The sequence below is a fragment of the Streptomyces sp. NBC_00454 genome (assembly GCF_041434015.1).
Lineage (GTDB): Bacteria > Actinomycetota > Actinomycetes > Streptomycetales > Streptomycetaceae > Streptomyces.
In genome coordinates this window covers 4,502,037-4,513,994 of sequence record NZ_CP107907.1, presented here as the reverse complement: position 1 = coordinate 4,513,994, position 11,958 = coordinate 4,502,037, and the positions used below count along the sequence as shown (strand labels likewise).

General features: G+C 70.8%; 14 protein-coding genes. 2 read left to right on the top strand and 12 right to left on the bottom strand.

What is annotated here, in order from left to right; translation table 11 throughout:
• From OHU74_RS20990 to OHU74_RS20975, 4 genes are all read right to left on the bottom strand, one after another.
• On the bottom strand, positions 1–987 hold the full coding sequence (locus tag OHU74_RS20990; protein ID WP_371617335.1) for a helix-turn-helix domain-containing protein: 987 nt from the start codon (positions 985–987) through the stop codon (positions 1–3).
• 397 nt (positions 988–1,384) lie between these two features.
• Complete coding sequence (locus OHU74_RS20985; protein WP_371617334.1) at positions 1,385–1,975, bottom strand: SMI1/KNR4 family protein; 591 nt, start codon at positions 1,973–1,975, stop codon at positions 1,385–1,387.
• A 25-nt stretch (positions 1,976–2,000) separates the two neighbouring features.
• On the bottom strand, positions 2,001–2,471 hold the full coding sequence (locus OHU74_RS20980; RefSeq protein ID WP_371617333.1) for a hypothetical protein: 471 nt from the start codon (positions 2,469–2,471) through the stop codon (positions 2,001–2,003).
• 38 nt (positions 2,472–2,509) lie between these two features.
• On the bottom strand, positions 2,510–3,289 hold the full coding sequence (locus OHU74_RS20975) for an alpha/beta fold hydrolase (RefSeq protein ID WP_371617332.1): 780 nt from the start codon (positions 3,287–3,289) through the stop codon (positions 2,510–2,512).
• A gap of 80 nt (positions 3,290–3,369) precedes the next feature.
• On the opposite strand from OHU74_RS20975, the gene OHU74_RS20970 reads away from it, so the two are divergent.
• Positions 3,370–3,591 carry a hypothetical protein gene (locus OHU74_RS20970; protein WP_371617331.1) on the top strand — a complete coding sequence of 74 codons (222 nt, stop codon included), beginning with the start codon at positions 3,370–3,372 and terminating at the stop codon, positions 3,589–3,591.
• A gap of 15 nt (positions 3,592–3,606) precedes the next feature.
• The gene (locus tag OHU74_RS20965; protein WP_371617330.1) at positions 3,607–3,930 is read left to right on the top strand and encodes a hypothetical protein; all 324 of its coding nucleotides are present in this window, start codon (positions 3,607–3,609) and stop codon (positions 3,928–3,930) included.
• Positions 3,931–3,978: 48 nt separating this feature from the next.
• Here the strand turns inward: OHU74_RS20965 and OHU74_RS20960 are convergent, their stop codons facing one another.
• The 8 genes from OHU74_RS20960 to OHU74_RS20925 all read right to left on the bottom strand — a co-directional run bounded on the left by OHU74_RS20960 (position 3,979) and on the right by OHU74_RS20925 (position 11,906).
• On the bottom strand, positions 3,979–5,625 hold the full coding sequence (locus tag OHU74_RS20960) for a protein kinase (protein WP_371617329.1): 1,647 nt from the start codon (positions 5,623–5,625) through the stop codon (positions 3,979–3,981).
• Between the two features lie 168 nt (positions 5,626–5,793).
• A complete protein-coding gene (locus OHU74_RS20955) occupies positions 5,794–7,206 on the bottom strand; it encodes a dicarboxylate/amino acid:cation symporter (RefSeq protein WP_371617328.1) in 1,413 nt (470 codons plus the stop codon).
• Between the two features lie 122 nt (positions 7,207–7,328).
• Positions 7,329–7,412 (bottom strand): putative leader peptide, encoded by an 84-nt coding sequence (locus OHU74_RS20950; protein WP_330301006.1) that lies wholly within the window; start codon positions 7,410–7,412, stop codon positions 7,329–7,331.
• Between the two features lie 221 nt (positions 7,413–7,633).
• The gene (locus OHU74_RS20945; protein WP_371619752.1) at positions 7,634–7,906 is read right to left on the bottom strand and encodes a DUF4229 domain-containing protein; all 273 of its coding nucleotides are present in this window, start codon (positions 7,904–7,906) and stop codon (positions 7,634–7,636) included.
• 134 nt (positions 7,907–8,040) lie between these two features.
• Entirely contained in the window at positions 8,041–9,582 is a 1,542-nt protein-coding gene (locus tag OHU74_RS20940; RefSeq protein ID WP_371617327.1) for a hypothetical protein, read from the bottom strand.
• A 37-nt stretch (positions 9,583–9,619) separates the two neighbouring features.
• On the bottom strand, positions 9,620–10,144 hold the full coding sequence (locus OHU74_RS20935; RefSeq protein WP_371617326.1) for an N-acetyltransferase family protein: 525 nt from the start codon (positions 10,142–10,144) through the stop codon (positions 9,620–9,622).
• An 83-nt stretch (positions 10,145–10,227) separates the two neighbouring features.
• Positions 10,228–11,391, bottom strand: coding sequence for an aminofutalosine synthase MqnE (mqnE, locus tag OHU74_RS20930; RefSeq protein WP_330297959.1), 1,164 nt, complete (start codon positions 11,389–11,391; stop codon positions 10,228–10,230).
• 59 nt (positions 11,392–11,450) lie between these two features.
• The gene (locus OHU74_RS20925; RefSeq protein ID WP_330297958.1) at positions 11,451–11,906 is read right to left on the bottom strand and encodes an Lrp/AsnC family transcriptional regulator; all 456 of its coding nucleotides are present in this window, start codon (positions 11,904–11,906) and stop codon (positions 11,451–11,453) included.
• Positions 11,907–11,958: the final 52 nt, after the last annotated feature.

Genomic DNA, 11,958 nt, shown 5'->3' with positions numbered 1-11,958 from the left:
TCAGGCATTCCCCGGCGATGGAACGGGTGGGCAGTCGCGGCAGCGGCCCGGGGTCGGGGCGCGGAAGGCGCGGTCGCAGCCGTCGCAGTTCTGGAGCGGGTCCGGCGGCCTGACGAGGCGTACGGGCGCGGCCGCCGGGAGGCGGGGCGGGATCAAAGCCTTGAGCCGGTGGGCGATGAGGCGCGCGGGGTGGCGGAGGTCGCCGGGAAGGTCCGAAGCCAGCACATGGCGCACGGCCTCCGGCTCCGCCCCACGGTCCAGCCATCGCGCCACCTCGGGCGCCAGCTGCGCCACATCCCGCTCCGCGAGCAGCAGCCGCGGATCCTCGCAACGCAGCCGGGCCAGCAGCGCGACGGCCTCCGGCGGTTGTACGGACCCGGGCGCGGCGGCGGAGTCCGGCGCCGCCGGGGACGGCTCCGACTCCGGCACCGGGACCAGCACCTGCACAGCGACCGGCTCGGCTGCGATCAGCGGCGCGGAGGTGGGCACGTCCGCGGGCGCAGGCTCGGGCTCCGGCATCGGCTCCGGTTCAGGCGCGGGAACGGGAGCGGGAGCCGGAGCGGGCTCAGGCTCAGGCTCAGGCTCAGAACGTAGTTCCGGTTCCACGGTCGGGGCAGGCTCCGGCTCCGACTCGGGCTCGGGCTCCGGCTCGGGGGCCACCTCCCGCACTGGTTCCGGTCCGGTCCCCGGACTCCGCAGGGACTGCCGCGCCGACGGGCGGTTGCAGGACACCGTCCGGGTGACCATCTGGCCGCTCGCCAGTCGTACGCGGCTGCGCTCCAGGTACCCGTGCGTCTCCAACTCCCGCAGGGCTCCGGAGATCCGTACCTCCCCCTCCCGGAACCGCTCCGTCAGCCGCTTGATGCCGACCCGCGCACCGGCGGGCAGCGACTGGATGTAGGCGGCGAGGCCGATCGCGACCAGTGAGAGCGAGCGGTGCTGCGCGAGGTGGTTGCCGATCACGGTGTAGTGGTCCGCGTGCCGCACGTTGACGTGAACGACTCCGGAAAGGGCACCTGATCGGGCGGTCCCGGCGTGAACACGGGACGGGCCGCGCGAGGGCGCGCTAGGGTTCTTAAGAGCCATGGGGAAGGTCTAGCTTCCTGTGTGGTCAGGCCCTCGATCGGGATGCCAGTCCCGGCGGGGGCCGTCTCATGTCTGAGGTTGTGTGGGGCGAGCATATGCCCGGCAACCACCCCGAAATCCACCCCAGTTGGCACAGTTCACCCATGCGAGTGACGGGGAGCCGGAGGGGTGGGGTTGGTTGGATTTACCTCACCGGCTTTCAAGTATTTGGCGTCCGGCACCACCGAATCCCGGCCCCCCGCGACCCGGCTCCCCCATGACCCGGCCCCCCGCAACTCGGCGGCCGCCCACCGCAGCACTAGGCGTCCGGGAACCAGCTACGCCCCCCGGCCCAGTGGGTCGCCCAGCCCGTGAAGCCGGGGGTGCCGGGCATCACGGCATCGGGCGACTCGGGACCGAAGGGCATCGCGCCCTCGCCGGCGATCTGCCAGACGTGACCGCGCTGCGGACCGGTGACGATCAAGTGCCAGTACATCCCGCACCCGTCGGTGCCCAGCAGCAGTGAACCGTGGTCGAAGACAGGGGCCAGCCGGGCCTCGTACTCCTCTACCGACAGCTCCTCCTCGTCGTCGTCCTCCTCCCACAGCCATGCCTCCGTGAGCGGGAAGGGCTCGGCGAGCACGCGTTCGGGGCGGTCCGAGCCCCAGTCCAGGGGTACTTCGGCGAGCGGGAGCAACCCGTAGTACGGAGGACCGGCGCGCAGCCCGTCGCAGATCTCCGCCACGAACGTGCGGTAAGGCTCCGGGAGCACGATGTGATGCTCCGCCTCGAAGGACCGCACCGCCTCCCACCCCGCCGGCGGCGCCGCCTCGGGGCGGGAGGCGAATATCTCCCGAAGGGCGGCCAGCTCGCCCGGGTCGCATGCTTCCGTGTTCATGCCGGCCATCATGCAAGATCCGGAAGGGAGGGCCCAGCTAGTAGCCGTACGGATTGAGCGCCCAGAAGCGGACGGTGTCGCTGCGACTGTCGAACCACAGGTTGGTCTGGTAGCCGAAGCCGTCGCGGTCGAGGTCCTTCGACGAGATCCATCGCGGATCCTTCGGGCCCTGGCCCTTGAGGGGCTTCTCGAACCACGAGCTGAAGTCCTCGGTCGGCCCCTCGGTGACGAAGGGGTAGGTCGCCGTCAGCTCCTTCAGCTTCCCCGGCGCCAGCCGCGCCAAGCCCGAGATCACCAACTCCGGCGACGGCAGCTCCCGGTCGTTGTCCCGGCTGCTCACCCACTTGGCGTCGGTGAGCGGGCCGAGCAGCGGGAACGCCTGCTCCAGCGGTGCGGTATCCGTGTGCCAGGGGCCCTTGCCGGCCTCGCCCGTCACCTCGCGCAGGGCCCACAGCACGGGCAGGACCGCCAGCCCCGCCCCTATCCCGATCAGCTTCCGACGTTCCAACGCATCCCCCTCGAGCCCGACTTCGGCGCACCTTATCCCTACGACGCGGAACCGAGGAGGAGTTCGAGAAGCCGCCCCGGAGCCCGCAGCGGCAGGTAGTGGTCCGCACCGGCCACCAACTCCAGCCGTGCGCCCGGGATTCCGTCGACGAGACGCCCCGCAATGACGCCGATCTCCGGGTGGTCGTGATCGCCGACGACGACCGTCGTCGGAACCCCGATCCGGTCCAGACGCTCTACGGCGACCTCCGCCGGGTCGAGCGCGTGCCCCTTCTCGGCGGCGGCCGCGGCCTCGGCGTTCTCCCGCACCATGGGCTCGATGACCTCGAAACCGGGGGCCCGATCGCCCAGGCCCGCCCAGAGCGTGAGCTCCAGCTCGGCGATGCGGCGCGCGTCCGATGCCCGGTACGCCGCTGCGTACGCGTTCGTCTCAGGGCTACGGGGCCACTCGTGCCCGCCGGCGGACGCCGCGATCAGCGTCAACGACCGTACCCGCTCGGGGTGTTCCAGGGTGAAGTCGAGCGCGACCTCACCCCCCATGCTCAAGCCGACGAGACCCGCGTCCCGGAAGCCGAACCGGTCCAGGACCGCCAGCAGGTCGTCCTCGTAGCGGAACGGCGCGGTCGGAGGTGTCGAGCGTCCGTGCCCCCTGGCGTCGTAACGCACCACGGTGTGGTGACGTGCCAGCCCGGCGAAGACCCGGTCCCACAGGCGGCTGTCGTGGACCGATCCGTGGAGCAGCACGAGCGGAGGGCCGTCCCCGGCCTCCTCGGCCCAGATACGACCTCCACCGCCGACGGTGATCAACTCGGTCTCCATACCCCCGATTCGATCACACCCCGCCTCTACCGGGCCAAGCGAAGTCGGACCTTCCGCGGCTTCGTTCCTAGACTCCGCGCATGGACATAGTCACGTGTACCCAATGCTCCGCCACCGGCCTCGAGAAGGGCCTCCTGGACGACATCACCGCCCCCAGCGGGTTCACCCGGTGGGTGGAGGGCGAGCTGCGCACGGGCGCCTTCGGCCGCTTCATCAAGGGCAAGAAGCGCTACCGCGTCGAGGCCGCCCGCTGCCCCCGCTGCGGCCACCTCGAACTCTTCGCCACCCAGCCCAGCGGCTGACCCCGGGGGAACGCGATGATCTTTCACCGCGAGAACCGCGAGAACATCGACCTGCCCGAGGACCAGGGGTGTCTGCGGTGGGTGCTGGGGGTGCCCCTCGCCCTCGTCTACCTGCCCGCGGTGTACCTGTTCACCATCCTGCTGGCCGCACCGGTGGACCCGGGCGACGACCGCCGGCGCGAGGACGCCGAAGCCCTGGGTTACGCGGTGGTGGGCATCACCGCCGTCGGGCTGCTGCTCTCACTCCTCCCGGTGTACCGCCGGACCATGGGCCGGTGGTGGTACGTCCTTCCGGCCCTGATGGCGGCCGTCGCGTACGTCCGCGGCCGGATGCTCTGACCGCGCGGCGGACCGGCATCACGTGAGGCGGAGTGAGGCGGTTCGGGATCACGCGCGGCGCGGGGGCATCAGCCAACCCGCGACGCATCCGAACAGGAGCCAGCACCCGGCGCCTACACCCAGCGCGCCCGGCACCACGAGTTCCGTACGGGCCAGCAGCAGCCAGGCGGCGAGCACTCCGGCGGCCATCCCGACGTCGCAGGCCAGCACGGCGGCCTCGGACTCCTTCGCCCGCGAGACGGCAGTGACCAGCCTCCGCATGCCGAAGGCCGCGAACAGGAGCGCCAGAAAGGTCCCGGCGCCGGCCAAGCACGCCTTCCACCAAGGGACATGGGGGGCGAGGAGCAGGCAGACCAGCACCACCACGCCCGCCGTCAGCGAGAGCAGCGCTCCGAACGCCGACACCCAGTCCCTCTCCCCCACGAGGAGCGAGCTGAACCACACCACGACCCCGATGGCCACCCCCACCACGCCGGCCCAGACTCCGGGCATGACCCCGAAGCCGACCAGCTGGCCCGACACGCTCACCGCGGGCAGGAGGAAGCCCAGCCAGGCCGCCCCGATCGACATGTTGGTCACCACCGGGGTGTGCGGGGCCGCCGCCGCGGCCGGCTTGGCCGACTTGGGCGGCTCGGCCGACTTGGGCGGCTCGGCCGACTTGGGCGGCTCGGCCGACTTGGGCGGCTCGGCCGACTTGGGCGGCTCGGCCGACTTGGGCGGCTCGGCCGAACGGGCCCCGCGACCGGGGCCGGGTGCCGATGCCGGACCCGGCGCCGGACCCGGCTCGCGGACCCACCCCGGCGGCTCGGCCGCCGTCCGGGTCGTCCGCCCGGCGGTGTCGCGCGCCGTAGGAGTGGGCTGCGGGGCGGGACCCCGCCGGTCGGCGGGCTCCACCACCGCACGCAGCAGTTCGGCGGTGTCGGCAGCGCTCGACGGCCGGTCGGCGACGTCCTTGCTCAGCAGCCGCAGGACCAGCCGGTCCAGCCCGGCGGGCACTTCGGGGCGCCGGGTCCGCACCGGTACCGGGGCCTGGTTCGCGTGCTGGGCGAGGATCTCCCAGCCCGTCCCCGAGAACGGCGGGGCGCCGGTGAGCAGTTCGTACAGCACGCACCCCAGCCCGTACAGGTCGCTGCGTGCGTCGAGTTCCTCGCCGCGGGCCTGTTCGGGCGACATGTACGCGGGAGTGCCGGTCACCGAGCCCTTGGTCGTCAGGCCCTGGAAGCCGCTCTGCCGGGCGATCCCGAAATCGCAGATCTTGATCCGGCCCGCCTCGGTGAGCAGGATGTTCGCGGGTTTGATGTCGCGGTGGACGATGCCCGCGCCGTGGGCTGCCTGGAGCCCTTCGCAGATCTGCACGCCCCAGCGCACCGTGTCCTCGACCGCCGCCCGGCCGCTCTTCTCCCCGAGCGGCCGGCCGTTGACGAGCTCCATCACCAGGTAGACGACGGTCCGGCCGTCGATGGACGTCTCGCCGACGTCGTGTACGGACACCACGTGCGGGTCCGAGAGGGCCGCGGCCGCCCGCGCCTCCGCGCGCAGCCGCAGCGCGAGCTTGTCGTCCCCGGGCCGGGAGATGAGCTTGACGGCCACGTCCCGCTCCAGGGCCAGGTCGCGGCCGCGCCACACCTCCCCCATTCCGCCGGCCCCGATGAGCCCGGACAGCTCGTACCGGCCCGCTAACTTCGCGCCGTTCACCCACGTACCCCCAACTCGCCCGATCCACCGCGCACATGCAACGCCGTGCCATGGAACACCATGCGGTGCATTGCGATGCACTGTAGGACCCCGCACGGAAACGCCACAGCCCCCGCCCGGACGGGGGCGGGGGCTGCGGCGAGCGGAAGGCCGTGCGGGGCAGGAGCCTCAGGCGGAGACGAGCACCCTCTCCGAGCCGGTGCCGGTGCCTGCATCGGTGTCGGCGTCGGCGTCGCCGTCCGTGGCCGGGTCGGCCGGGGCCGGGTCGTCCAGCGGGGAGGAGGAGGCGGTCCCGTAGGCCACCTTGTCCAGGATTCCCTCGCGGGCCGCGACGATGACCGGGACCAGCGCCTGGCCGGCCACGTTGGTGGCGGTGCGCATCATGTCCAGGATCGGGTCGATCGCCATCAGCAGGCCCACGCCCTCCAGCGGGAGGCCCAGCGTGGAGAGGGTCAGGGTCAGCATGACCGTGGCGCCCGTCAGACCCGCCGTGGCGGCGGAGCCGACGACCGAGACGAAGGCGATCAGCAGGTAGTCGCCGATGCCCAGCTGCACGTCGAAGATCTGCGCGATGAAGATCGCGGCGAGCGCCGGGTAGATCGCGGCGCAGCCGTCCATCTTGGTGGTGGCGCCGAACGGGACGGCGAAGGAGGCGTACTCCTTCGGGACGCCGAGGCGCTCGGTGACCTTCTGGGTGACCGGCATGGTGCCGACCGAGGAGCGCGAGACGAAGGCCAGCTGGATGGCGGGCCAGGCGCCCTTGAAGAACTGGAGCGGGCTGACCTTGGCGACGGTGGCGAGCAGCAGCGGGTAGACGCCGAACATCACCAGGGCGCAGCCGATGTACACGTCGGCGGTGAAGGTCGCGTACTTGCCGAGCAGGTCCCAGCCGTACGTGGCGATCGCGGTGCCGATGAGGCCGACGGTGCCGAGCGGGGCGAGGCGGATGACCCACCACAGAGCCTTCTGGAGCAGCTCCAGCACGGATTCGGCGACGGTCAGCACGGGCTGGGCCTTGCTGCCCAGTTGGAGGGCGGCGATACCGGCGACGGCGGCGAGGAAGACGATCTGCAGGACGTTCAGCTCGGTGAACGGCGTGATGATGTCCTTCGGCACGATGCCGGTCAGGAAGTCCAGCCAGGACCCGTGGCGCTTGGGCAGCTTGCCGTCCTGCGGGGTGAGGCCGGTGCCGGAGCCCGGGTTGGTGAGCAGGCCGATGCCGAGGCCGATGGCGACCGCGATCAGCGACGTGATCATGAACCAGAGCAGGGTGCGCGAGGCGAGCCGCGCGGCGTTGTTCACCTTGCGCAGGTTGGTGATCGACACCAGGATCGCGAAGAAGACGAGCGGGGCGACGGCCAGCTTCAGCAGCTGGACGAAGATGTCGCCGATCTGCTCCAGGGTGGTGCCGAGCCAGCTGATGTCCTGGCTGCGGGAGACCCAGCCGAGGAGGACACCGAGCACGAGGCCGGTGACTATCTGGGCCCAGAAGGGGAATCGGAACGAGGACTTCTTCGCGGGGACCTTGGCCGGGGCCTCGGCGGGGGCCTCTGCGGCAGGGGTCTGCGGTGACGCGGACACGGACACTCTCCGGGTGGTTCTGCGGTGCGTGCGGTGGGGGTGGTGATGCGGTGCGGCAGCACCCGGAAGGACGAAGAGCCGGGCGGGCGGACCGCTGCTGTGCCGGGGGCTGGTCGCGGGACTCAGCGACAGCAGCAACAGGCCGCGGACGCGCGGCGGCAGAGGTCGACGTGCAGGCGCGCCACGAGCGGAACGCTCGTGGTCATCGGGTGCGCAGCTGCGGTCAACATGTTGAGCACGCTAACACTTCTTCTTTGGGAATCTCAAAGGGTCCCTTTGAGCAAGGGGAGCACGAGAGGGCGCAAAAACGCCGAAAGCCCCGGCAATACGGGGTGAACCCGCGGCCGAGGCATTTCGATGTGTGATGCAGCTAACTGAAGTGCAGCTAACTGAAGTGCAGCTGACTGAGGTGCAGCCGACTGAGGTCCTACTGGCTCAGGCGCGCGGCATCGTCGGCCACGTCCTCCTGGCTGCGGTTCGCGGCGAGCTTGTCCTTCGCGCCGGCGACGCGTCCGGAGATCGCGGCGGACATCTCGTCGCGCTGCTTGCGCAGCAGGACGAAGGAGAGCGGGGCTGAGATCACGAGGGCGAGCAGCACGACCCAGGCGGGGTTGGCGTCGCCGAGGCCGGAGGGCACCCAGCCCAGCCGGACCATGCCCGCGACGAAGACGAGGGACCCGACGAAGATCACCAGGCGCATCGCGGTGTACCGGATCGTCGCGTTGGGCTTGAGGGACACGGTGACCCTGCTCTCTCGTCGTGGTGGTACGTGGTTTTAGTTGCTCGCGCACGGCCGTACGTCGGCTCGCTTCCGTCCAGTGAAGCACGCCCGAGCTACGGACACGGGCGCCGGGGGGCATCGGCGGGGACGAGACGCACCGATGCAAGCGGAACCTTGAGCGCGGCCCTTCCCCAGGCGTCCCACAGCACGGCCGCCCCACCCGAGTCGCCCATCAGGAGATATGCCCTGGCCGGGTCGAGCGACCCGCCTTCGACAGGCACCTTGGCCACGTCGGTGACCGGCAGGACGCACATCCACTCCGGTTTGATCCCGTAGTAGAACGCCGGAGTCCGGCCGCCCGCGGCGGCAGCCACCGCCCGGGAGCCGGACGCGGCCGCGGGTTCCAGGGCCAGGGACCACGCGCCTTGGGCCACGCAGTACAGCGAGAGGAAGGCCGCCACCGCGTAGAGCATCCACCGGTCCCTGACCAGAAAGTGCAGGTGTTTGGCGTAGCCGATCAGAGCAGGGGCGAGCAGCCAGAGCGTGAGGGCGACGGCCACCCTCAGTGCCCCGATCATCCGCCACACGGCGGGCACGTCCACGTCCTCCAGGTCGAGTTCGAAGGCGTCGAGGTAGGCGGCGGGCAGGGTGAGGCCGAGACCGGGCAGTAGTACCGCGACGAGCGGCAGCAGGGCGGGCAGCAGCCACGGCAGTGTGCGGCGCCAGCTCGACTGCCGGACCAGGAGCCACACGCCCATCCCCACCAGGTAGCCGAATCCCAGGCCGATCACCACGAGCCGGAAGCCGGTCACCGCGTCCGGCGCCGTGACAACACCGTTCGCGCCGACACCGGCCACTCCGCCGACCAGCACCACACCCGCGACGGTGACGAACGGGCCGGATAGTACGGGGCCGACGCGCCGCAGGACCACTGCCGCGGCAGCCGCCGCCACCGCGAGAAAAGGCAGCGCGGGCCACCAGGCGCCGACGCCTTGCCCCCAGAGCACTCCGATCCAGGCCCCGCACACCAGTGCCAGCAGCACGGGGAAGCGCAGCATGCCGAACTGCCGCATGGGGCCGCGTCGCCGCGACGGCGGGTGTCGGTCAGGGTGGCGTCCGGTCCCCATGGACCGGCGAACCCTCACGGCGGGAGGAGCCGACTGCGCTCCGGGCAGAGCTCGCCCGGCGAGCGCCCGTGCTCCGGTCTCGTCCAGCGCCCGCACCTGGCGCCCGCTGTCGCGCGGGCCGAATGTCACTGTCCACCAGTCGACGGCCCGTTCCCGGAAGCGTTCGCGCAGCGGCAACGGAGTGGTGCAGGGGCGCAGTCGTGGCGGCTCGTAGGCGTACCAGACGGGTAGGTCCAGCGGGTCCCGCTCCACCAACTGAACGGCTTCCACCACCAGATCGAGGACGAGGCGATCCGAAAGGTCCTCCAGTCGCTCGCGGGCGCCCGTGACAGCCCGGTACGAGGAGCCGCGGAACCGGAGTTCCACCACGTAGGAACAGTCGCCCTCGGCGCTCGGCGTGAGAGCCGGGCCCTCCTTCTCCAGCACCTCCCACTCCTGTACCGCGACCTCCTCCTCGAAGAGCCGACGATCGGTCTCCGTCCCCCGCAATGCGATCAGGGCCACGGCCCTCAGGTCCCACCCCGACACCTTCACTCCCTCCCCCTCACCTCACCCGGCCGAGACGCTAGTACAGGGACAGCAGGAGGGTGACGTCGTCGCGGTCGTCGCCGGGGGCCACGCGGATGGCGCCGGGGACGCGGCCGACCTCCCTGTAGCCGCACGCCTCGTAGAAGCGCTCCAGGCCCGCCCCGCCACGACAGCCGAGGCGGAGCGCCTCGATGCCCCCGATCGCGCGGGCGGCGTCCGCGACGGCGGTCATCAACTCGCGGCCGAGGCCACGGCCCTGGAGTGCGGGGTCGACCATGACGGTGTAGACCCAGGCCCCGTGCTTCTGGAGCCGGTGCTGGTTGGGTGCGATGACGGCAGCGGCCCGGACCCGGCCGTCGGTGTCGCGCCCGACGAGCAGCCGGCTGCGGCCCTCCGCGGCGGCGGCGAGGTGCTTGTCCAACTCGGGGCGGACGTCCTCGATGGTGACGGGCGGCACGAAGCCGACCGCGCCGCCGGCGTTGGACACGTCGGTCCAGAGCTGGGCGAACCCTTCGACCAGGGCGGGGTCGACGGCCGGATCGAAGATGAACGTAAGGGTCATAGAGCTAGAGTAGCCATTACCTGATCGGGTGCGCAAAAGGCCCCGGCCCCCCGAAAGGGGGACCGGGGCCCCGGCGTCGGAGGTCAGACGCGCATCGCCTGCGGGGTCTCGCGCAGGTTCGCGTCCGGGCCCGGGTACTCGCGGATGATCTCGTAGCGCGTGTTGCGCTCGACCGGGCGGAAGCCCGCGTCGCGGATCAGCTCCAGCAGGTCCTCGCGGCCCAGCTTGTTCGGGGTGCCGTAGTTGTCGGCGTCGTGCGTGATCTTGTACTCGACGACCGAGCCGTCCATGTCGTCCGCGCCGTGCTGGAGCGCCAGCTGGGCGGTCTGCACGCCGTGCATCACCCAGAAGACCTTGACGTGCGGGACGTTGTCGAAGAGGAGGCGGGAGACCGCGAAGGTCTTCAGGGCCTCCGCGCCCGTCGCCATCGTCGTGCGCGCCTGGAGCTTGTTGCGTACCTTGCCGTCCTTCATGTCCACGAAGTCGTGCTGGTAGCGCAGCGGGATGAAAACCTGGAAACCGCCGGTCTCGTCCTGCAGTTCGCGCAGCCGCAGTACGTGGTCCACGCGGTGGCGCGGCTCCTCGATGTGCCCGTAGAGCATGGTCGAGGGGGTCTTGAGGCCCTTCGAGTGCGCCAGGCGGTGGATGCGCGACCAGTCTTCCCAGTGGGTGCGGTGGTCGACGATGTGCTGGCGGACCTCCCAGTCGAAGATCTCCGCGCCGCCGCCGGTGAGCGATTCCAGACCGGCCTCGATCAGCTCGTCCAGGATGTCGGAGGCCGACATGCCGGAGATCGTCTCGAAGTGGTGGATCTCGGTCGCCGTGAACGCCTTCAGCGAGACGTTCGGCAGCGCTTCCTTCAGCGCGGAGAGCGAGCGCGGGTAGTACCGCCACGGCAGGCTGGGGTGCAGGCCGTTGACGATGTGCAGCTCGGTGAGGTTCTCGTTCTCCATGGTCTTGGCCAGGCGAACGGCTTCCTCGATGCGCATCGTGTACGCGTCCTTCTCGCCCGGCTTGCGCTGGAACGAGCAGTAGGCGCACGAAGCGGTGCACACGTTCGTCATGTTGAGGTGACGGTTGACGTTGAAGTGGACGACGTCGCCGTTCTTGCGCGTGCGCACCTCGTGGGCGAGGCCGCCGAGCCAGGCCAAGTCGTCCGACTCGTAGAGGGCGATGCCGTCCTCACGGGTCAGCCGCTCGCCGGAGCGAACCTTCTCCTCCAGCTCACGCTTGAGCCCAGCGTCCATGCCGGTCCTCTCCATCTGTCCTCGTGTCCTCGTGCCCCTGACCGTCCCCCACCGTACTCTCAGCCCTCCTCGGGCAGCCCCCCGACCCGGTTCTCCCACTTGGTGGAGAGCACGATCGTGGTGCGCGTGCGCGAGACGCCCTTGGTGCTGGAGAGCTTGCGGATGATCTTCTCCAGACCGTCCACGTCACCCGCCCGGACCTTGAGCATGTACGAGTCGTCGCCGGCGATGAACCAGCAGTCCTCGATCTCCGTGAGGTCGCGCAGTCGGCGGGCCACGTCCTCGTGGTCCGCCGCGTCGGAGAGCGAGATGCCGATGAGCGCCGTGACGCCGAGGCCGAGCGAGGCCGCGTCCACGGTCGCCCGGTAGCCGGTGATGACCCCGGCGGTTTCCAGCCGGTTGATCCGGTCGGTGACGCTGGGGCCGGAGAGGCCCACGAGCCGGCCCAGCTCCGCGTACGAGGCACGTCCGTTCTCACGAAGTGCCTGGATGAGCTGCCTGTCCACCGCGTCCATATACCTGGAGCCTTCCATTATTCGGCGATCCCACCAGTTTACGTATAGAATC